This is a genomic window from Pseudomonas sp. JV414, from assembly GCF_032424305.1.
In the GTDB taxonomy this organism is placed as follows: Bacteria; Pseudomonadota; Gammaproteobacteria; order Pseudomonadales; family Pseudomonadaceae; genus Aquipseudomonas; species Aquipseudomonas lini.
In genome coordinates, this window is record NZ_VYKC01000021.1 from 22,005 (window position 1) to 43,722 (window position 21,718).

Consider the following 21,718-nt stretch of genomic DNA (forward strand, 5'->3'; position numbering starts at 1 on the left):
GGTCACGTTTTAATGGATAAGACAAAGCAGACTGCGCCGTCCGCGGTGCCGCGCCATGTCGCGATCATCATGGATGGTAATAATCGCTGGGCGAAAAAACGCTTTATGCCGGGTGTCGCCGGGCATAAAGCGGGCGTGGATGCAGTGCGTGCGGTAATCGAGGTGTGTGCCGAGGCCAAGGTTGAAGTGTTGACCCTGTTCGCCTTCTCCAGCGAGAACTGGCAGCGCCCGGCCGATGAGGTCAGTGCCTTGATGGATTTGTTCTTCAAGGCATTGCGTCGCGAGGCCAAGCGCCTCAACGACAACAACATCAGTTTGCGCATCATTGGCGATCGTTCGCGTTTTCACCCGGAGCTTCAGGCCGCCATGCGCGAAGCCGAGGCGATGACTGTCGGTGCAAACCGCTTTGTCCTGCAGATCGCCGCCAACTACGGTGGTCAGTGGGATATCGCGCAAGCCGCGCAGCGTCTGGCCCGAGAAGTTCAGGCCGGGCATCTGCGTCCGGAGGACATTACCCCTGAGCTGTTGCAAACCTGTCTGGCGACCGGTGATCTGCCGTTGCCGGACTTGTGCATCCGTACCGGTGGCGAGCATCGCATCAGCAACTTCCTGCTGTGGCAACTGGCTTATGCCGAGTTGTACTTCTCCGACCTGTTCTGGCCGGACTTCAAACACGACGCCATGCGCAATGCGCTAGCCGATTTCGCTTCTCGCCAGCGTCGCTTCGGTAAAACGAGCGAGCAGGTCGAGGCTGGAGCCCGGGTTTAATGCTTAAACAACGAATCATCACGGCGCTGATCTTGCTGCCGATTGCCCTGTGCGGGTTTTTCCTGCTCGAAGGGTCCGGTTTTGCGCTGTTCATCGGGCTGGTGGTGACGCTCGGGGCGTGGGAGTGGGCGCGCCTGGCAGGTTTCGCTACTCAGTCGATTCGCGTCGCCTATGCGGCTGTGGTCGCGTTGGCGCTGTTTGTCATGCATATCGTGCCGGGGCTCGCGCCTTGGGTGTTGGGCGCTTCAGTGCTCTGGTGGGGCGTGGCCACGTACCTGGTGTTGACCTATCCACAGTCCAGTCAACATTGGGCCAGTGCTGCCTGCAAACTGGTGATCGGTTTGTTGATTCTGTTACCGGCCTGGCAAGGTCTGGTTTTGATCAAGCAGGAGCCCTTGGGTAACTGGCTGATCATGGCGGTGATGGTGCTGGTCTGGGGGGCTGATATCGGTGCGTACTTTTCCGGTCGGGCCTTCGGCAAGCGCAAGCTGGCGCCACAGGTCAGTCCAGGCAAGAGCTGGGAAGGCGTTTACGGCGGCTTGCTGCTGAGCCTGGTGATTACAGCAATCGTCGGTTTTGTGCGGGACTGGAGTTTCGCTCAGATGCTGATGGGCCTGTTCGGTGCCGCAATTATCGTATTCATTTCAGTGGTGGGCGACCTCACTGAAAGCATGTTCAAGCGCCAGTCGGGGATCAAGGACAGCAGTAATCTGCTGCCCGGCCACGGCGGCGTCCTGGACCGCATCGATAGCCTGACAGCGGCGATTCCGGTATTCGCCGTGCTGCTGTGGATGGCAGCATGAGCCGCCCACAACAGATTACCGTGCTGGGAGCGACCGGTTCGATTGGTCTGAGTACTCTCGACGTCATTGCCCGTCATCCCGAGCGTTATCAGGTTTTCGCCTTGAGCGGTTTCACTCGTTTGAGTGAGTTGCTGGCGCTGTGTATGCGTCATTCGCCGCGCTTCGCCGTCGTGCCGGAATCTGGCGCTGCCCGGGGCTTGCAGGAAGATTTGCGTGCGGCCGGTCTGTCGACCCGCGTTCTGGTGGGGGAGGAGGGCTTGTGTCAGGTCGCCTCCGATCCGGAAGTCGACGCGGTGATGGCGGCCATTGTTGGTGCGGCGGGCTTGCGTCCGACCCTGGCGGCGGTCGAGGCCGGCAAGAAGATTCTTCTGGCCAATAAAGAAGCGCTGGTGATGTCCGGTGCGCTGTTTATGCAGGCCGTGCGCAAAAGCGGTTCGGTGCTGCTGCCGATCGACAGCGAGCACAACGCGATTTTCCAGTGCATGCCACAGGATTTCGCTCGCGGGCTTGGCGCGGTCGGTGTGCGTCGGATTTTACTGACAGCCTCTGGCGGCCCGTTCCGGCAGACACCCATGGCCGAACTGGCCCATGTTTCCCCCGAGCAAGCATGTGCGCACCCGAATTGGTCCATGGGTCGCAAGATTTCGGTGGATTCGGCCAGCATGATGAACAAAGGGCTCGAGTTGATCGAGGCCTGCTGGCTGTTCGACGCCACGCCGTCCCAGGTCGAAGTGGTGATTCACCCGCAAAGCGTGATTCATTCGCTGGTCGACTACATCGACGGTTCGGTATTGGCGCAGTTGGGCAATCCGGACATGCGCACGCCAATCGCCAATGCCCTGGCCTGGCCAGAGCGAATCGACTCGGGCGTTGCGCCGCTGGACCTGTTTGCCATCGCTCGCCTGGATTTCCAGGCGCCCGATGAGGAGCGTTTCCCTTGCCTGCGCCTTGCGCGTCAAGCCGCCGAGGCTGGCAACAGCGCGCCGGCCATGCTCAATGCCGCGAATGAAGTGGCTGTGGCGGCCTTTCTCGACGGACGGGTTCGCTACCTGGAAATCGCGAGTATTATCGAGGAAGTGTTGAACCTCGAGCCTGTGGTTGCGGTAGATGATCTCGAGGCAGTGTTTACGGCCGATGCGAAAGCACGGGTACTGGCCGGGCAATGGTTGAGCCGTCACGGGCGATAAGTGCTGCAATACTTTGCCCCATGCAGCACTGATAGTTGCGGAGAAAATACATGAGCGCGCTCTATATGATTGTCGGCACCCTGATAGCGCTGGGTGTGCTGGTTACCTTCCACGAATTCGGCCATTTCTGGGTCGCGCGTCGCTGTGGGGTCAAAGTGCTGCGTTTCTCCGTGGGCTTCGGCATGCCGTTGCTGCGCTGGCACGACAGTAAAGGCACTGAATTCGTGATCGCCGCCATCCCGTTGGGTGGCTACGTGAAGATGCTCGACGAGCGCGAAGGCGAGGTCCCGGCCGATCAGGCCGATCAATCCTTCAATCGCAAATCTGTCCGTCAGCGCATCGCCATCGTCGCGGCCGGCCCGATCGCCAACTTTCTGTTGGCAATGGTGTTTTTCTGGGCATTGGCAATGCTGGGCAGCGAGCAGGTGCGGCCGGTTATCGGTGCGGTCGAGTCCGGCAGTATTGCCTCCAAGGCAGGTTTGAGCCCGGGCCAGGAAATCATGGCCATCGATGGCGAGCCAACCTCCGGCTGGGCCGCGGTGAACCTGCAACTGATCCGTCGTCTGGGTGAGAGCGGCTCCCTTCAATTGCTGGTCCGCGAACAGGGCTCCACGGTGGACTCACCCCGTGAGCTGGTGCTGGACAAGTGGCTCAAGGGTGCTGAGGAGCCAGATCCGATTCGCTCGCTGGGTATTCGTCCTTGGCGTCCTGCGTTGCCACCAGTCCTGGCCGAATTTGATCCGAAAGGGCCGGCGAAGGCTGCGGGCCTGAAGCCGGGTGACCGCCTGTTGGCCCTTGATGGCAAGGCACTGGACGACTGGCAGCAAGTAGTCGACATCGTCCGTATGCATCCAGATACCAAAATCATGCTGCGCGTCGAGCGCGATAGTGCTCAAATCGACGTCCCTGTGACGTTGGCCGCTCGCGGCGAGAGCAAGTCGCCCAGTGGTTATCTGGGCGCCGGGGTGAAAGCGGTCGATTGGCCACCAGAGATGATTCGTGAAGTCAGTTACGGTCCGGTGGCAGCGATTGGCGAGGGTGCCCGACGTACCTGGACCATGAGCGTACTGACCCTCGATTCGCTCAAGAAAATGTTGTTCGGTGAGCTCTCGGTAAAAAACTTGAGTGGACCGATAACCATTGCTAAAGTGGCGGGCGCTTCTGCCCAGTCGGGCGTCGCTGATTTCCTGAATTTCCTTGCTTATCTGAGTATTAGCTTGGGGGTTCTGAATTTGTTGCCCATTCCTGTACTGGATGGGGGACATTTGTTGTTTTATCTGATCGAGTGGGCGCGTGGTCGTCCCTTGTCGGATCGGGTGCAAGGTTGGGGGATACAGATCGGTATCAGTTTGGTGGTCGGGGTGATGTTACTTGCTCTGGTCAATGATCTGGGTCGACTGTAACGCTTCGCTGAATTGCGAATCTGCCGCATTTTGCGGCAGTTTTTATTGCCAGTTGGAATAAGAAAGGACTTCATGAAACGTCTGCTGCTAACTGCGGTTCTCACCGTATTGATGATCGCCGAAGTTCACGCCGAGTCCTTCACTATCTCTGATATTCGCGTCAATGGCCTCCAGCGGGTCTCCGCGGGTAGCGTCTTTGGTGCCTTGCCGTTGAACGTCGGCGAACAGGCGGATGATCGTCGCCTGGTGGAATCCACTCGTGCGTTGTTCAAAACCGGGTTCTTTCAAGATATCCAGCTGGGTCGCGATGGCAACGTCCTCGTCATCACTGTAGTCGAGCGTCCGTCGGTCGCCAGTATCGAAATCGAAGGCAACAAGGCGATCTCCACTGAAGACCTGATGAAGGGCCTCAAACAATCCGGTCTGGCCGAAGGCGAGATCTTCCAGCGTGCCACCCTTGAAGGTGTGCGTAACGAGCTGCAGCGTCAATACGTCGCTCAGGGCCGTTACTCGGCCACCGTCGATACCGAAGTGGTGCCGCAGCCGCGTAACCGCGTGGGCCTGAAGGTCAACATCAACGAAGGCACCGTTGCAGCTATCCAGCACATCAACGTGGTGGGTAACACGGTTTTTCCTGATGAAGACCTGATCGACCTGTTCGAGCTCAAGACCAGCAACTGGCTGTCATTCTTCAAGAACGATGACAAGTACGCTCGTGAAAAACTCTCCGGTGACCTGGAGCGTCTGCGTTCCTACTATCTGGATCGCGGCTATATCAATATGGATATCGCTTCGACCCAGGTGTCCATCACCCCGGACAAAAAACACGTCTACATCACCGTCAACGTCAACGAAGGCGACAAGTACACCGTTCGTGACGTCAAGCTCAGTGGCGATCTGAAAGTCCCTGAAGACCAGGTCAAGTCCCTGCTGCTGGTTCAGAAAGGCCAGGTGTTCTCGCGCAAGCTGATGACCACCACGTCCGAACTGATCACCCGTCGCCTGGGTAACGAGGGTTATACCTTCGCCAACGTCAACGGCGTGCCTCAGCCTCACGATGACGACCACACGGTCGACATCACGTTCGCTGTCGATCCGGGCAAGCGTGCATACGTGAACCGTATCAACTTCCGTGGCAACACCAAGTCCGAAGACGAAGTGCTGCGCCGTGAAATGCGTCAGATGGAAGGCGGTTGGGCTTCGACTTACCTGATCGACCAATCCAAAACCCGTCTGGAGCGTCTGGGCTTCTTCAAGGAAGTCAACGTCGAAACGCCGGCCGTGCCGGGCGTAGACGACCAGGTTGATGTGAACTACAGCGTTGAAGAGCAGGCTTCCGGTTCGATTACCGCCAGTGTCGGTTTCGCCCAGAGCGCCGGTCTGATTCTCGGTGGTTCGATCACCCAGAACAACTTCCTGGGTACCGGTAACAAGGTCAGCATCGGTTTGACTCGCAGTGAATACCAGAGCCGCTATAACTTCGGTTATGTCGACCCCTACTGGACTGCTGATGGTGTGAGCTTGGGTTACAACGCTTTCTATCGCACCACAGACTATGACGACCTCGATGTCGACGTGGCCAGCTATGCCGTAGACAGCCTGGGTGCGGGCGTGAGCGTCGGCTACCCGATCAGCGAGACTTCGCGCCTGACCTTCGGCCTGACCGCGCAACAGGACGATATCAAGACCGGCCAGTATACCGTTGACGAGATTTTCGACTTCGTTAACCGCGAGGGCGACAGCTACCTGAACTTCAAGGCTTCGGCCGGTTGGTCCGAGTCCACTTTGAACAAAGGCGTGCTGGCGACCCGTGGTCGTTCTCAGAGCCTGACTCTGGAAACCACCACCCCTGGCAGCGACTTGTCGTTCTTCAAGCTCGATTACCGTGGCCAGTTGTTCCAGCCATTGTCCGAAAACTACACCATGCGTCTGCACACCGAGCTGGGCTATGGCGATGGTTACGGTTCGACCGATGGCTTGCCGTTCTATGAAAACTATTACGCCGGTGGTTTCAACTCGGTGCGTGGCTTCAAGGACAGTACTCTGGGGCCTCGCAGTACACCAAGTACCGGTAAAAACCCGGGGACGTCGGTCGACCCGGACCAGGATCCACTGCCATTCGGTGGTAATGTCCTGATCCAGGGCGGTGTTGAGGTTCTGTTCCCTCTGCCGTTCGTCAAGGATCAGCGTTCCCTTCGCACCTCGGTATTCTGGGACGTGGGTAACGTGTTCGACTCGACGTGCAAAGAGACCAGGAACGCTGACGGTTCGAAGTCCAATACGCAGTGCAACGACATCAGCCTGAGCAACATGGCCAGCTCCGTCGGTGTCGGCGTGACCTGGGTTACCGCACTGGGTCCTTTGAGCTTCGCGTTGGCCATGCCGATCAAGAAACCGGATGACGCTGAGACTCAAGTGTTCCAATTCTCCCTCGGCCAGACGTTCTAAGCGTCTGACCCAAGATAACGACAATGGATTTTGTAGGAGTGCATCGTGCGTAAGTTGACTCAATTGGTTCTCCTGGCGACCGTACTGGTTGCAGGACCGGCTTTTGCCGACATGAAAATCGCCGTTCTGAACTATCAGATGGCCCTGCTGGAATCCGACGCGGCGAAAAAATACGCCGTGGATGCCGAGAAAAAATTCGGCCCGCAACTGACCAAGCTCAAGAGCCTGGAAAGCAGTGCCAAGGGTATCCAGGACCGTCTGATGGCCGGTGGCGACAAGATGCAGCAAGGCGAGCGCGAACGTCTGGAGCTCGAGTTCAAGCAAAAGGCCCGTGATTTCCAGTTCCAGTCCAAGGAACTGAACGAAGCCAAAGCCGTTGCCGATCGTGAAATGCTGAAACAGCTCAAGCCGAAACTGGACAGCGCTGTGGAAGAAGTCATCAAGAAAGGTGCTTTTGACCTGGTCTTCGAGCGTGGCGCAGTGATTGATGTCAAACCTCAGTACGACATCACTCGCCAGGTTATCGAGCGCATGAATCAGCTGAAGTAACCCATGACAGCGACTATAAAGCTCGGCCAGTTGGCCGAGTTCCTCGGCGCCACCTTGCGTGGCGACCCGAAGAAAGAAATTACTGGGCTAGCCACTTTGCAAGAGGCTGGCCCAGCTCAGTTGAGCTTTCTGGCAAATCCTCAATACCGTAAATACCTGGCTGACAGTCGGGCCGCGGCTGTATTGCTGAAGGCCGCTGACGCTGAAGGTTTTGCCGGTGATGCATTGGTGGTGCCGGATCCGTATCTGGCCTACGCGCGCGTTTCCCACCTGTTCGATCCAAAGCCCAAGGCGCCTGTCGGTATTCACCCGACAGCGGTGGTGGCAGCGGATGCAGTGGTCGACCCCGCGGCGAGCATCGGTGCTTTTGCGGTGATCGAAAGTGCAGCGCGTATTGGCGCAGGTGTGACTGTTGGGGCTCATTGCTTCATCGGTGCGCGCTGCGAAATCGGCGAGGGCGGCTGGTTGGCCCCGCGGGTCACGCTGTATCACGACGTGCGCATTGGCAAACGGGTAGTGATTCAATCCGGTGCCGTGCTCGGCGGTGAAGGCTTCGGTTTTGCCAACGAGAAAGGTGTCTGGCAGAAAATCGCCCAGGTCGGCGGTGTTTCGATCGGCGATGACGTGGAAATAGGCGTAAATACCGCTATCGATCGCGGCGCACTGGCCGATACCGTTATCGGCAATGGTGTGAAGCTCGACAACCAGATTCAGATCGCTCACAACGTCCAGGTCGGTGACCACACCGCCATGGCCGCGTGTGTGGGGATCTCCGGCAGCACCAAAATCGGCAAGCATTGCATGCTCGCCGGTGGCGTAGGGCTGGTGGGGCATATCGAGATTTGCGACAACGTTTTCCTGACCGGGATGACCATGGTGACCCACTCGATTACCGAGCCGGGTTCCTATTCTTCCGGTACGGCGATGCAACCGGCAGCCGAATGGCGCAAAAGCGCGGCACGTATCCGTCAGCTCGATGACATCGCGCGACGTCTGCGACAGCTGGAAAAGCGTGTAGGGGACGTGACCCCTGGCGGTAATGCTTCATCAGATGGCTGATACCATTTCCATATCAAGTGTGCACAGCCGCTAGACTGCCTCCCTTGATTTGCTAGAGGAGTGCGCGTCAGTCGCGCGCTCCCAATCTTTACATAGGCTTCCCCCCGAAATGATGGACATCAACGAGATTCGCGAATACCTGCCTCACCGTTACCCGTTCCTGCTGGTGGACCGGGTCGTGGATCTGGATGTGGAAGGCAAGCGCATTCGCGCCTACAAGAATGTCAGCATCAACGAACCGTTCTTCAATGGTCACTTCCCTGCGCATCCAATCATGCCGGGCGTACTGATCATTGAAGCGATGGCTCAGGCTGCCGGGATCCTTGGTTTCAAAATGCTTGACGTGAAGCCTGCCGACGGCACGCTTTATTACTTCGTCGGCTCCGACAAGCTGCGTTTCCGCCAGCCTGTGCTGCCGGGCGATCAGTTGATCCTGGAAGCCAAATTCCTGAGCTGCAAGCGTCAGATCTGGAAGTTCGAGTGCCAGGCTTCGGTCGATGGCAAACCAGTCTGCTCCGCTGAAATCATCTGCGCGGAACGCAAACTATGAGTTTGATTGACCCTCGCGCAATCATCGATCCGACGGCCATTCTGGCCGACGACGTCGAAGTCGGCCCTTGGTCGATCATCGGCGCAGGTGTGGAAATCGGCGAGGGGACAGTGATCGGGCCGCATGTGATTCTCAAGGGCCCGACCCGAATCGGTAAGCACAACCGCATCTACCAGTTTTCTTCGGTAGGCGAGGACACGCCCGATTTGAAATACAAGGGCGAAGAAACCCGTCTGGTCATCGGTGACCACAACATCATCCGTGAAGGCGTGACGATTCACCGCGGGACCATTCAGGATCGTTCGGAAACGACCCTGGGCGATCACAACCTGATCATGGCCTATGCCCACATCGGTCATGACAGCGTTATCGGCAACCACTGCATTCTGGTCAACAACACCGCGTTGGCGGGCCATGTGCACGTTGAAGACTGGGCGATCCTGTCCGGTTTTACTCTGGTTCACCAGTATTGCCACATTGGCGCCCATAGTTTCTCCGGCATGGGTACTGCCATTGGCAAGGACGTTCCAGCCTACGTCACGGTATTCGGCAACCCCGCCGAAGCCCGCAGCATGAACTTCGAAGGCCTGCGTCGTCGCGGTTTCAGCGAAGATGCGATCCACGCGCTACGTCGTGCCTATAAGGTGGTTTACCGCCAGGGCCTGACAGTCGAACAGGCGCTTGCCGAGCTGGCCGAACCCTCGCTTCAGTTCCCGGAAGTCGCGGTATTCCGTGACTCCATCCAGTCTTCGACCCGCGGCATCACCCGTTAACCATGGCCAATTTGCGTATTGCGCTGGTGGCGGGAGAGGCTTCCGGTGACATTCTGGGTGCGGGCCTCATGCGTTCGCTCAAAGCTCAGCATCCGGCAGTCGAGTTCATCGGTGTCGGCGGTCCGCTGATGCAGGCTCAAGGCCTGACGTCGTATTTCCCGATGGAACGCCTTTCTGTCATGGGCTTGGTGGAAGTGCTGGGCCGTTTGCGCGAGCTGTTGGCGCGTCGCAAGAAACTGATCGCGGACCTGATCGCCGAGAAGCCGGACGTGTTCATCGGTATCGATGCCCCGGACTTCAATCTCAATATCGAACTCAAGCTGCGTCAGGCCGGGATCAAGACCGTGCATTACGTCAGCCCGTCGGTCTGGGCCTGGCGGCAGAAGCGGGTGCTGAAGATTCGCGAAGGTTGCGACCTGATGCTGACGCTGTTTCCGTTCGAAGCTAAATTTTATGAAGAGAAGGGCGTGCCGGTGCGGTTTGTCGGGCATTCCCTGGCCGATGCGATTCCGCTTGAGGCTGATCGCGCCGCAGCGCGGGCCGAACTTGGCTTGCCGGACGGGCCGCTGGTCGCCCTGATGCCGGGCAGCCGTGGCGGTGAGGTCGGGCGCCTTGGTGCGCTGTTCCTCGACACCGCCCAGCGCTTGCGGGCCATGCGTCCGGGCGTACGGTTCGTCATGCCATGCGCGAGCCCGCAGCGCCGGGCCCAGCTTGAAGAGCTGCTGGCCGGTCGCGATCTGCCGCTGACCTTGCTCGACGGCAAATCCCATCTGGCCCTGGCTGCTTGCGACGCGGTGTTGATCGCTTCGGGCACAGCTACGTTGGAAGCATTGTTGTACAAGCGGCCGATGGTGGTCGCTTATCGCTTGGCACCGCTGACGTTCTGGATTCTCAAACGGATGGTGAAAAGTCCCTACGTCTCCTTGCCGAATTTGCTGGCCCAGCGCCTGCTGGTGCCGGAGTTGTTGCAGGACGATGCGACGGTAGAGGCCTTGGCCCAGACCCTGTCGCCACTGATCGAAGGTGGCCAGGAACAGACCCGAGGCTTTGACGAAATCCACCGAACCCTGCGCTTGGACGCCTCCAATCAGGCAGCGGACGCGGTACTGAACCTGATTGGCAGAGCATAATGAGCAAAGCAAGCAAGCAGCTGGGCCTGGATTTTATGCTAGTCGATGAGCTTGAAGATCTGGTGGCGGGTGTCGATGAAGTCGGTCGCGGCCCGCTGTGTGGTGCGGTGGTGACGGCGGCGGTGATCCTTGATCCGAGCCGCCCCATCCTGGGCCTCAACGACTCGAAGAAACTCACCGAAGCTCGCCGTGATGCGCTTTATGACGAAATCTGCGAAAAGGCCCTGAGCTGGTATGTCGCTCGCGCTGAAGTAGAAGAAATCGACGAACTGAACATCCTTCACGCCACCATGCTGGCCATGCAGCGTGCCGTCGAGGGGCTGCACATTCAGCCGAAACTGGCGATGATCGACGGCAACCGTTGCCCGAAACTCTCTATGCGCGCCGAAGCGGTAATTCAGGGCGACGGCAAGGTGCCCGCCATTGCCGCGGCATCGATTCTGGCCAAGGTCAGCCGTGATCGAGAAATGGCCGCGTTCGAATTGATTTATCCGGGTTACGGGATCGGAGGCCATAAAGGCTACCCGACGCCCGTTCATCTGGAAGCGTTGGCCCGCTTGGGGCCGACCCCAATTCATCGCCGCTCGTTCGCCCCGGTACGCTTGGCGTATGAGGCACGGGAAAACCTGATTGGTAGTTAGTCGCAGGCTGATGTTTTACTCAAGGCCCGGTACAATCCGGGCCTTGTTGTCTTTACGTTTCTAGTTTCTAGACAGGATCACTATGCCGGCTTCATTCGTTCATCTACGCCTGCACACTGAATATTCCCTGGTCGACGGTCTGGTGCGGATCAAACCGCTGGTCAAGACCCTGGTCGGCATGAACATGCCTGCCGTGGCGGTCACCGACCAGAACAACATGTGTTCCCTGGTCAAATTCTATAAAGCTGCCATGGGCGCGGGGATCAAGCCGATCTGCGGCGCCGACCTGTGGCTGTCGAACAAGGATCCGGACAACGCCTTGAGTCGGATCAGCCTGCTGGCGATGAACGCCGTGGGCTATCGCAACCTCACCGAACTGATCTCCCGCGGCTTCATCGACGGCCAGCGCAATGGCTCGATCATCATCGAGCGTGAGTGGGTGGCCGAAGCCAGCGAAGGCTTGATCATGCTGTCGGCGGCCAAAGAGGGCGAGATCGGTCTGGCCATGCTCAGCGGCAACCCGGACGAAGCTGAAACCCTGGCTCGCGAGTGGATGGCGGTATTCCCGGATCGTTTCTATCTGGAAGTCCAGCGCACCAGCCGTCCCAATGACGAAGAACAACTGCACGGCGCCGTGGCCCTGGCGGCGAAAATCGGCGCGCCGCTGGTGGCGACCAACGACGTGCGCTTCATCAAGCAGGAAGACTTCGAAGCCCACGAAACCCGCGTTTGCATCGGTGAGGGTCGCGCCCTCGACGATCCGCGGCGTTCGAAGAATTACAGCGATCAGCAATACCTCAAAAGCGCCGAGGAAATGGCCGAGTTGTTCAGCGACTTGCCCGAGGCGCTGGAAAACACCGTCGAGATCGCCAAGCGCTGCAACATCGACGTGAAACTGGGCAAGCACTTCCTGCCCAACTTCCCGATTCCCGATGGCATGACCATCGACGAGTATTTCCGCAAGGTTTCCTTCGACGGTCTGGAAGAGCGCCTCACCGTTCTGCTGCCCAAGGACACCACCGAAGACTATGAAGCCAAGCGCCAGGTCTACGTCGACCGGCTGAATTTCGAACTGGATATCATCATCCAGATGGGCTTCCCCGGTTACTTCCTGATCGTGATGGACTTTATCCAGTGGGCCAAGAGCAACGGCGTACCGGTAGGTCCGGGTCGTGGGTCGGGTGCCGGGTCGCTGGTGGCCTATGTGCAGAAGATCACCGACCTCGACCCGCTGGAATATGACCTGCTGTTCGAACGGTTCCTGAACCCGGAACGGGTATCCATGCCCGACTTCGACGTCGACTTCTGCATGGACGGCCGTGACCGGGTGATCGATTACGTTGCCGAGAAATACGGCCGTAACGCGGTTAGCCAGATCATCACTTTCGGTTCCATGGCGGCGAAAGCGGTGGTCCGCGACGTGGCGCGGGTGCAGGGCAAGTCCTACGGCTTGGCGGATCGTCTGTCGAAGATGATTCCGTTCGAAGTCGGCATGACTCTGGAAAAAGCCTACGAGCAGGAAGAAATCCTGCGCGACTTCATCAAGGTCGATGAAGAGGCTGCGGAAATCTGGGAGATGGCGCGCAAGCTCGAAGGCGTTGTGCGTAACGTCGGCAAGCATGCTGGTGGTGTGGTAATCGCGCCGACCAAGCTGACCGACTTCTCGCCGATTTATTGCGACGAAGCGGGCGATGGCCTGGTAACCCAGTTCGACAAGGATGACGTCGAGGCGGCCGGTCTGGTGAAGTTCGACTTCCTGGGGCTGCGGACCCTGACGGTCATCGACTGGGCCCTGAAAACCATCAACCGCGATCGCGCCAAGGTCAACGAGCCACCGCTGGACATCGCGTTCATTCCACTGGACGACAAACCGACCTACACGCTGCTGCAAAAAGCTGAAACCACTGCGGTGTTCCAGCTCGAGTCGCGCGGCATGAAAGAGCTGATCAAAAAGCTCAAGCCCGACTGCCTGGAAGACTTGATCGCACTGGTGGCCCTGTTCCGTCCGGGCCCGTTGCAATCAGGCATGGTTGACGACTTCATCAACCGTAAGCACGGTCGCGCGGAACTCGCGTACCCGCACTCGGATTACCAGTACGAAGGCCTCAAGCCAGTCCTGGCGCCGACTTACGGCATCATCCTGTATCAAGAACAGGTGATGCAGATTGCCCAGGTCATGGCCGGTTATACCCTTGGCGGTGCAGACATGCTGCGTCGAGCCATGGGTAAGAAAAAACCCGAAGAAATGGCCAAGCAACGTGGCGGTTTCATTGAAGGTTGTGCCACCAACAATATCGACGCCGACCTGGCCGGTAACATCTTTGACCTGGTAGAAAAGTTCGCCGGTTATGGCTTCAACAAATCCCACTCCGCCGCGTATGGCCTGGTGTCGTACCAGACCGCGTGGCTGAAAACCCACTACCCGGCGCCGTTCATGGCTGCGGTACTGTCGGCGGATATGCACAACACCGACAAGGTCGTGACCTTGATCGAAGAAATTCGCACCATGAAGCTGCGTCTCGACGCGCCGGATGTGAATACTTCGGAGTTCAAGTTCACGGTGAATGACGAAGGCCGCATTATTTATGGCCTCGGCGCAATCAAGGGTGTGGGCGAAGGGCCGGTGGAAGCGATCACCGAGGCGCGTCAGGACGGACCGTTCAAGGATCTGTTCGATTTCTGCGCCCGTGTCGATCTCAAACGGATCAACAAGCGCACCCTGGATGGTTTGATCCGCAGCGGCGCGCTGGATCGTCTGGGCCCGTATTTCCATGACGAACCAAAAGCCTATCAAGCCAGCATCGACCAGAACCGCGCGGTCTTGTTGAACGCGATGGAAGGGGCGATCAAGGCTGCCGAACAAACCGCTCGCACCCACGACAGTGGCCACGCCGATCTGTTTGGCGGCCTGTTCGTCGAGGAAGACGCCGACGTCTACGCCAATCATCGCAAGGCCAAGGAACTGACCCTCAAGGAGCGCCTGAAAGGGGAGAAAGACACCCTGGGCCTGTACCTGACCGGTCACCCGATCGACGAATACGAAGGCGAGATCCGTCGTTTCGCCCGTCAGCGCATCATCGACCTGAAGCCGGCTCGCGATACGCAGACGGTCGCGGGCATGATCATCGCCCTGCGAGTGATGAAGAACAAAAAGGGCGACAAGATGGGTTTTATCACCCTCGACGACCGCTCCGGCCGGATCGAAGCCTCGCTGTTCGCCGACGCTTTCCATTCCGCGCAGTCGCTGTTGCAGACCGACGCGATGGTGGTGGTCGAAGGCGAAGTCAGCAACGACGACTTCTCTGGCGGCCTGCGGTTGCGGGTCAAGCGGGTGATGAGCATGGAAGACGCGCGCACCAACCTCGCCGAAAGCCTGCGCCTGAAATTGCATACCAAGGATTTGAAGGGCGATCAGCTACGCTGGCTGGGTGAGCTGTTCAAGCGCCACCGCGGCGCGTGCCCGATCACGATGGAGTACACCAGTCCCGACGCGAAGGCCTTGTTGCAGTTCGGCGAGACTTGGCGGATCGATCCGGCAGATGCCTTGATTCAAGCCCTGCGTGACCAGTTCGGGCGAGACAACGTCTTCCTCCAATACCGTTGACGGTCAGGTGTGTTTGAAGCACCTGATCTTGACCCGAATTTTTAATCTCGACCTGAACGCGCCTGTCCCTTAAGGTAGGGCGCGAATAGACAACCGGCCGGCCCAAGTTCTCTTGGAGGTCGACCCAAGACGGACGCCTATGAACCCGAATTTTCTAGATTTCGAACAGCCGATCGCCGACCTGCAAGCCAAGATCGAAGAGTTGCGCTTGGTCGGTAATGACAATTCGCTGAATATCGGCGATGAGATCTCCCGCCTGCAGGACAAGAGCAGCACGCTGACCGAAGACATCTTCGGCAAGCTGACCAGCTGGCAGATCGCCCGTCTGGCGCGTCACCCGAAACGTCCGTATACCCTGGACTACATCGAACACATCTTCACCGAGTTCGACGAACTGCACGGCGACCGTCACTTCTCCGATGACGCTGCGATCGTTGGCGGCATTGCCCGTCTGGACGACCAGCCGGTGATGATCATCGGTCACCAGAAAGGCCGCGAAGTGCGCGAGAAGGTTCGTCGCAACTTCGGCATGCCACGTCCGGAAGGCTACCGCAAGGCGTGCCGTCTGATGGAAATGGCCGAGCGTTTCAAAATGCCGATCCTGACCTTCATCGACACCCCGGGTGCTTACCCGGGTATCGACGCCGAAGAGCGCAACCAGAGCGAAGCGATTGCCTGGAACCTGCGCGTCATGGCTCGCCTGAAAACCCCAATCATCGCCACTGTGATCGGTGAGGGTGGTTCCGGTGGTGCACTGGCGATCGGTGTCTGCGATCAGTTGAACATGCTGCAGTACTCGACCTACGCGGTGATTTCGCCGGAAGGTTGCGCCTCGATTCTGTGGAAAACTTCCGAGAAAGCCCCGGATGCTGCTGAAGCCATGGGCATCACTGCCGAACGTCTGAAGGGCCTGGGCATTGTCGATAAAGTGATCGGCGAGCCATTGGGCGGCGCTCATCGTGATCCGGCCGCTGCGGCTGCCTCGATCCGCGCCGAACTGAGCTCGCAACTGGCGATGTTGAAGAAGTTCGATAACGAAGCGCTGCTCAAGCGCCGTTACGATCGACTGATGAGCTACGGTCTCTGATCTGACCTCGCTATACCCATGTGGGAGCGAGCTTGCTCGCGATGGCGGCTTAACATTCAACAAATAGGTTGGCTGTTACACCTCAATCGCGAGCAAGCTCGCTCCCACATTTGATTTGGGCGAAGTGAACACTATGAGCTCATCCAAGATCGATCTGCCTACCAGGCTCCTGCTGAATCTAGCCCCTTGGCGCACCGCCACAACCTGGCGCATCGCGTTCTCCGGTGGTCTCGACTCCACCGTCCTGCTGCACCTTCTCGCGCACCTTGCGAAAACCCAATCCCTGCCGATGCTGACCGCCATCCATGTCCACCACGGCCTCCAGGCTGCGGCTGATGCGTGGCCGGAACATTGTCAGTCGGTCTGTGATGCGTTGGGAGTGCCGTTAGAGGTCGTGCGTGTTCAGGTTGAACCCGGCGCCAGCCTTGAGCGTGCGGCGCGGGATGCGCGTTATGGCGCCTTCATCGCGGCGACTCATGCTGGTGAAGTGCTGCTCACTGGCCAACACCGTGACGATCAGGCGGAAACCCTGTTGTTTCGGCTGATGCGTGGAGCAGGGGTGAGAGGGTTGTCGGGGATGCCGAGTGAGCGTCCTTTGGGCCGGGGGCATCTGCTGCGACCCTTGCTTGATGTCACTCGTGCCGAGCTTGAGGCCTACGCGACTGAATATCAGTTGAGCTGGATCGAGGATCCGTCGAACCAGGACCGCCAGTTCTCGCGCAATTATCTGCGTCATCAGGTGTTCCCCGTGTTGACCGCGCGCTGGCCGCAAGCGGTGGCGACCATGGCTCGCAGTGCCGCGCATCTGAGCGAAGCGCAGGGACTGCTCGACGAATTGGCGAAAATCGATCTGGCCCACGCCACCACGGTCAGCGATTTCGATTGGCTGGGTTTGCCGTCGCTGGAGCTGGCACCACTGGAAAAACTGTCTGATGCGCGCCAGCGCAACGCGCTAAGTCACTGGCTCAAACCGCTGACAACTTTGCCGGACAGTGACCATTGGTCGGGTTGGGAGAATTTGCGCGATGCGACCGGCGATGCGCGTCCGGTCTGGCGACTGGCGTCGGGTGAATTGCATCGCGCGGGTGGACGTCTCTGGTGGTTGTCGGGTGGCTGGCTGCGCACTCCGCCATCGCCGGTATCTTGGGCTGATCCCTCGGTATCGCTGGCGTTGTCGGATAATGGCGTACTCACATTCACCGGTCAGCCCCCCGATGGCCCGCTGCAAATCCGCTATCGTGAAGGCGGTGAGGTCATGAATTTGCCCGATCGCGGCCACCGTGACTTGAAGCGTTTGCTCAACGAAAGCGGTGTGCCGGGCTTCGCCCGTGGCAGATTGCCGCTGGTCTACAGAGGCCAGCAATTGCTGGCGGTGGCGAACCTGCAGGGGCTAAATGGTGGTGAGCAAGGTGGCTGGTATTTGCATTGGCAGCCACAGGTCGAAGATCAAGGTTTGAGCTGAAAGGGGCTTTCCGGTAGACTACGCTCCCTTCTTGATACAACTTCTGTGGATTCGCCTGAATCGCAGGAGTTGCCGATTACCAAGCAGTCTTTGCTGGGCGATTCCAAAAAATGTGTAGCGAGCAACCTACCGGTGTTTCATCTACCGGTCTGTCCCAACGCGGCGGTTTTTTTGAAAGGTGCACTGTGATTAATGCAGGTGATCGGGGGCTTCGGCCTTCCTTCGCTTTCCCCGGCGGCTCGGACCGCTTTAACGCAGACTTCTAGGGTTTTTCATGACGCGCTACATATTCGTCACGGGCGGTGTTGTTTCTTCATTGGGGAAAGGCATTGCCTCGGCTTCATTGGCGGCCATCCTGGAGGCGCGGGGACTTAAGGTCACCATGCTGAAGCTGGACCCGTACATCAACGTTGACCCGGGCACCATGAGCCCGTTCCAGCACGGTGAAGTGTTCGTCACCCACGACGGCGCCGAGACCGACCTGGACCTGGGCCACTACGAGCGGTTCATCCGCACGACCATGACCCAGAACAACAACTTCACCACCGGCCGTGTCTACGAACACGTCCTGCGCAAAGAGCGCCGTGGTGATTACCTGGGCGCAACCATTCAGGTGATCCCGCACATCACCGACGAAATCAAGCGCCGGATCATCAAGGGCGCCGGCGATGCCGACGTGGCCATGGTCGAGATCGGTGGCACCGTGGGTGACATCGAATCGCAACCGTTCCTCGAAGCGATCCGTCAATTGCGTTTCGAAGTCGGCGCCAAGCGCGCGATGCTGATGCACCTGACACTGGTGCCGTACATCGCCACCGCCGGCGAAACCAAAACCAAGCCAACTCAGCACTCGGTCAAGGAACTGCGTTCCATCGGCCTGCAACCTGATGTTCTGGTATGCCGCTCCGATCACCCGATCGACATCTCTTCGCGTCGCAAGATCGCCCAGTTCACCAACGTTGAAGAACGTGCGGTGATCGCGCTGGAAGACGCCGACACCATCTACAAGATCCCGGGCATTCTGCACTCCCAGGGCCTGGATGATTTCGTCGTCGAGCGTTTCGGCCTGCAATGCGACAGCGCCGATCTGTCCGAGTGGGAAGCGGTGGTCGATGCCAAGCTGAACCCGGAACACGAAGTCACCATCGCGATGGTCGGCAAGTACATGGAACTGCTGGACGCCTACAAGTCGCTGATCGAAGCGATGAGTCACGCCGGCATCAGCAACCGCACCAAGGTCAACCTGCGCTACATCGATTCCGAAGACATCGAAAACCAGGGTACCGCACTGCTGGAAGGCGTCGACGCGATTCTGGTACCGGGCGGCTTCGGTCTGCGTGGCGTTGAAGGCAAGATCACTGCCGTTCAATACGCTCGCGAAAACAAGGTTCCATACCTGGGTATCTGCCTGGGCATGCAAGTGGCCGTTATCGAGTTCGCGCGTAACGTCATGGGCTGGAAAGACGCCAACTCCACCGAGTTCGATCGCACCAGCGGTCACCCGGTCGTGGGTCTGATCACCGAGTGGGAAGATGCCACCGGCGCAGTCGAAACCCGCACCGAAACCTCTGATCTGGGCGGCACCATGCGCCTTGGCGCTCAGGATTGCCTGCTTGAGCCAGGTTCCCTGGTGCACGATTGCTACGCCAAGGACGTGATCGTCGAGCGTCACCGTCATCGCTACGAAGTGAACAACAACCTGCTGCCGCAAATCATCGAGGCCGGTCTGAAAATCTCCGGTCGTTCCGGTGATGGCGCGCTGGTTGAAGTGGTCGAAGCACCGGATCATCCATGGTTCGTCGCTTGCCAGTTCCACCCTGAGTTCACCTCGACGCCACGTGACGGTCACCCGTTGTTCAGCGGCTTCGTTAAAGCCGCTTTGACCCAACACCAGAAGAAGGCATAAACCTGATGGCGCAGAAGATCATCCGCGTAGGCAACATCGAGATTGCCAACGACAAGCCAATGGTGCTGTTCGGTGGCATGAACGTGCTGGAAAGCCGCGACATGGCGATGCAGGTCTGCGAAGAGTACGTAAAGGTCACTGAGAAACTCGGTATCCCTTACGTGTTCAAGGCCAGTTTCGACAAGGCGAACCGTTCTTCTGTGACCTCTTACCGTGGCCCCGGCCTGGAAGAGGGCATGCGGATTTTCCAGGACATCAAGCAAGCCTTCGGCGTGCCGGTCATCACTGACGTCCACGAGCCTGATCAGGCCGCGGTCGTCGCTGAAGTCTGCGACATCATCCAGCTGCCGGCCTTCCTGTCGCGCCAGACCGACCTCGTGGTCGCGATGGCCAAGACCGGTGCGGTGATCAACATCAAGAAAGCCCAGTTCCTCGCGCCTCAGGAAATGAAACACATCCTGAACAAATGCGTAGAAGCCGGTAACGATCAGTTGATCCTCTGCGAGCGTGGTTCGAGCTTCGGCTACAACAACCTGGTGGTCGACATGCTTGGCTTCGGCATCATGAAGCAGTTCGAATACCCAGTGTTCTTCGATGTGACCCACGCGCTGCAAATGCCCGGCGGTCGCTCCGACTCCGCAGGCGGTCGTCGTGCCCAGGTCACCGACCTGGCCAAGGCCGGCATGAGCCAGTCGCTGGCCGGTCTGTTCCTCGAAGCGCACCCGGATCCGGATAACGCCAAATGCGACGGCCCTTGCGCCTTGCGTCTGGACAAACTGGAACCCTTCCTGGCTCAACTCAAAGCACTGGACGAACTGGTGAAGAGTTTTCCGACGGTAGAAACCGCGTAAACCTCATTTCTCCGGTAAAGTACCGCACGATTTAATGCTCAGGCCCTCGGGCTTGAGCCTTATCGTCCGCAAGCCTGCCGTTGCCTGTTGCTTGCCGACGATAAAAGATTTCCTTCAGCTGCGTCGTTTTCGTCAACTTTGGAGTGTTTACAACAATGGCAAAAATCGTCGACATCAAAGGTCGTGAAGTTCTCGACTCCCGTGGCAATCCCACTGTGGAAGCAGACGTGCTTCTCGATAACGGCATCATCGGCAGCGCTTGCGCGCCATCCGGTGCTTCCACTGGCTCGCGTGAAGCACTCGAGCTGCGTGATGGCGACAAGAGCCGTTACCTGGGCAAAGGCGTTCTGAAAGCCGTCGCCAACATCAACGGTCCGATCCGCGATCTGTTGCTGGGTGCAGACCCAAGCGACCAGAAAGCGCTGGATCACGCGATGATCAAGCTGGACGGCACCGAAAACAAAGCGACCCTGGGCGCCAACGCGATCCTCGCCGTTTCCCTGGCCGCGGCCAAGGCAGCAGCACAGGACCAGGACCTGCCGCTGTACGCACACATCGCTAACCTGAACGGCACCCCGGGTGTTTACTCGATGCCGGTTCCGATGATGAACATCATCAACGGGGGCGAGCACGCCGATAACAACGTCGACATCCAGGAATTCATGGTTCAGCCAGTTGGCGCCAAGTCTTTCTCGGAAGGTCTGCGCATGGGCACCGAGATTTTCCATCACCTTAAAGCTGTACTGAAGGCTCGTGGCCTGAGCACTGCGGTCGGTGACGAAGGTGGTTTCGCACCGAACCTGGCTTCCAACGAAGACGCTTTGAAAGTGATCTCCGAAGCCGTGGCCAATGCCGGTTACAAGCTGGGCACCGACGTGACCCTGGCTCTGGACTGCGCCGCCAGCGAATTCTACGAAGACGGCAAGTACAACCTGTCCGGCGAAGGCCAGGTGTTCACCGCTGAAGGTTTCGCCGATTACCTGAAAGGTCTGACCGAGCGTTACCCGATCATCTCCATCGAAGACGGTCTGGACGAATCCGACTGGGCTGGCTGGAAAATCCTCACCGACAAAATCGGCGAGAAGACTCAGCTGGTGGGCGACGACCTGTTCGTGACCAACACCAAGATCCTGAAAGAAGGCATCGATAAAAAGATCGCCAACTCGATCCTGATCAAGTTCAACCAGATCGGCACCCTGACCGAAACCCTGGAAGCGATCCAGATGGCCAAGGCCGCTGGTTACACCGCCGTGATCTCGCACCGCTCCGGCGAAACCGAAGATTCGACCATTGCCGACCTGGCTGTGGGCACTGCGGCTGGCCAGATCAAGACCGGCTCCCTGTGCCGTTCCGACCGTGTTTCCAAGTACAACCAACTGCTGCGTATCGAAGAGCAGTTGAATGGCAAAGCCAAGTACAACGGTCGCAGCGAATTCCGCGGTTAATCGTTAATTGGTAAAAAGACACCGGATTGTGTCGGAAAAATCGCAGCAGCGA

The 21,718-nt window shown here is 58.6% G+C and carries 17 protein-coding genes; all 17 read left to right on the plus strand.

Annotated features, from left to right (window positions below):
• Positions 1 to 12 precede the first annotated feature (12 nt).
• The gene (gene uppS, locus F6R97_RS22035) at positions 13 to 768 is read left to right on the plus strand and encodes a polyprenyl diphosphate synthase (RefSeq protein WP_008015050.1); all 756 of its coding nucleotides are present in this window, start codon (positions 13 to 15) and stop codon (positions 766 to 768) included.
• A complete protein-coding gene (locus tag F6R97_RS22040) occupies positions 768 to 1,571 on the plus strand; it encodes a phosphatidate cytidylyltransferase (protein ID WP_038979150.1) in 804 nt (267 codons plus the stop codon). Before uppS ends, F6R97_RS22040 begins: the two co-directional genes overlap by 1 nt.
• Positions 1,568 to 2,758: a 1-deoxy-D-xylulose-5-phosphate reductoisomerase gene (ispC, locus tag F6R97_RS22045; RefSeq protein WP_048393772.1), complete on the plus strand. Its 1,191-nt coding sequence runs from the start codon at positions 1,568 to 1,570 to the stop codon at positions 2,756 to 2,758. Before F6R97_RS22040 ends, ispC begins: the two co-directional genes overlap by 4 nt.
• A gap of 50 nt (positions 2,759 to 2,808) precedes the next feature.
• Positions 2,809 to 4,161, plus strand: a complete 1,353-nt coding sequence (gene rseP, locus F6R97_RS22050; protein WP_038979152.1) for an RIP metalloprotease RseP — start codon at positions 2,809 to 2,811, stop codon at positions 4,159 to 4,161.
• A gap of 72 nt (positions 4,162 to 4,233) precedes the next feature.
• Positions 4,234 to 6,609 carry an outer membrane protein assembly factor BamA gene (bamA, locus tag F6R97_RS22055; protein ID WP_050682640.1) on the plus strand — a complete coding sequence of 792 codons (2,376 nt, stop codon included), beginning with the start codon at positions 4,234 to 4,236 and terminating at the stop codon, positions 6,607 to 6,609.
• Between the two features lie 45 nt (positions 6,610 to 6,654).
• Complete coding sequence (locus tag F6R97_RS22060; RefSeq protein ID WP_007907155.1) at positions 6,655 to 7,158, plus strand: OmpH family outer membrane protein; 504 nt, start codon at positions 6,655 to 6,657, stop codon at positions 7,156 to 7,158.
• 3 nt (positions 7,159 to 7,161) lie between these two features.
• Positions 7,162 to 8,217, plus strand: a complete 1,056-nt coding sequence (lpxD, locus tag F6R97_RS22065; protein ID WP_038979154.1) for a UDP-3-O-(3-hydroxymyristoyl)glucosamine N-acyltransferase — start codon at positions 7,162 to 7,164, stop codon at positions 8,215 to 8,217.
• A gap of 109 nt (positions 8,218 to 8,326) precedes the next feature.
• A complete protein-coding gene (gene fabZ / locus F6R97_RS22070) occupies positions 8,327 to 8,767 on the plus strand; it encodes a 3-hydroxyacyl-ACP dehydratase FabZ (protein ID WP_007907157.1) in 441 nt (146 codons plus the stop codon).
• Positions 8,764 to 9,540, plus strand: coding sequence for an acyl-ACP--UDP-N-acetylglucosamine O-acyltransferase (lpxA, locus tag F6R97_RS22075; protein WP_315867096.1), 777 nt, complete (start codon positions 8,764 to 8,766; stop codon positions 9,538 to 9,540). Before fabZ ends, lpxA begins: the two co-directional genes overlap by 4 nt.
• Before the next feature lie 2 nt (positions 9,541 to 9,542).
• Complete coding sequence (lpxB, locus tag F6R97_RS22080) at positions 9,543 to 10,670, plus strand: lipid-A-disaccharide synthase (RefSeq protein ID WP_315867097.1); 1,128 nt, start codon at positions 9,543 to 9,545, stop codon at positions 10,668 to 10,670.
• Positions 10,670 to 11,311 (plus strand): ribonuclease HII, encoded by a 642-nt coding sequence (gene rnhB, locus F6R97_RS22085; protein ID WP_008072671.1) that lies wholly within the window; start codon positions 10,670 to 10,672, stop codon positions 11,309 to 11,311. Before lpxB ends, rnhB begins: the two co-directional genes overlap by 1 nt.
• An 82-nt stretch (positions 11,312 to 11,393) precedes the next feature.
• Positions 11,394 to 14,915: a DNA polymerase III subunit alpha gene (gene dnaE, locus F6R97_RS22090; protein WP_038979156.1), complete on the plus strand. Its 3,522-nt coding sequence runs from the start codon at positions 11,394 to 11,396 to the stop codon at positions 14,913 to 14,915.
• 139 nt (positions 14,916 to 15,054) lie between these two features.
• Positions 15,055 to 16,002: an acetyl-CoA carboxylase carboxyltransferase subunit alpha gene (locus F6R97_RS22095; RefSeq protein WP_038979157.1), complete on the plus strand. Its 948-nt coding sequence runs from the start codon at positions 15,055 to 15,057 to the stop codon at positions 16,000 to 16,002.
• A gap of 133 nt (positions 16,003 to 16,135) precedes the next feature.
• Positions 16,136 to 17,464, plus strand: a complete 1,329-nt coding sequence (gene tilS, locus F6R97_RS22100) for a tRNA lysidine(34) synthetase TilS (protein WP_315867098.1) — start codon at positions 16,136 to 16,138, stop codon at positions 17,462 to 17,464.
• 274 nt (positions 17,465 to 17,738) lie between these two features.
• A complete protein-coding gene (locus F6R97_RS22105; RefSeq protein WP_007907172.1) occupies positions 17,739 to 19,370 on the plus strand; it encodes a CTP synthase in 1,632 nt (543 codons plus the stop codon).
• 5 nt (positions 19,371 to 19,375) lie between these two features.
• Entirely contained in the window at positions 19,376 to 20,221 is an 846-nt protein-coding gene (kdsA, locus tag F6R97_RS22110) for a 3-deoxy-8-phosphooctulonate synthase (protein ID WP_008072675.1), read from the plus strand.
• Positions 20,222 to 20,376: 155 nt separating this feature from the next.
• Positions 20,377 to 21,666, plus strand: a complete 1,290-nt coding sequence (gene eno, locus F6R97_RS22115; RefSeq protein WP_007907175.1) for a phosphopyruvate hydratase — start codon at positions 20,377 to 20,379, stop codon at positions 21,664 to 21,666.
• Positions 21,667 to 21,718 lie beyond the last annotated feature (52 nt).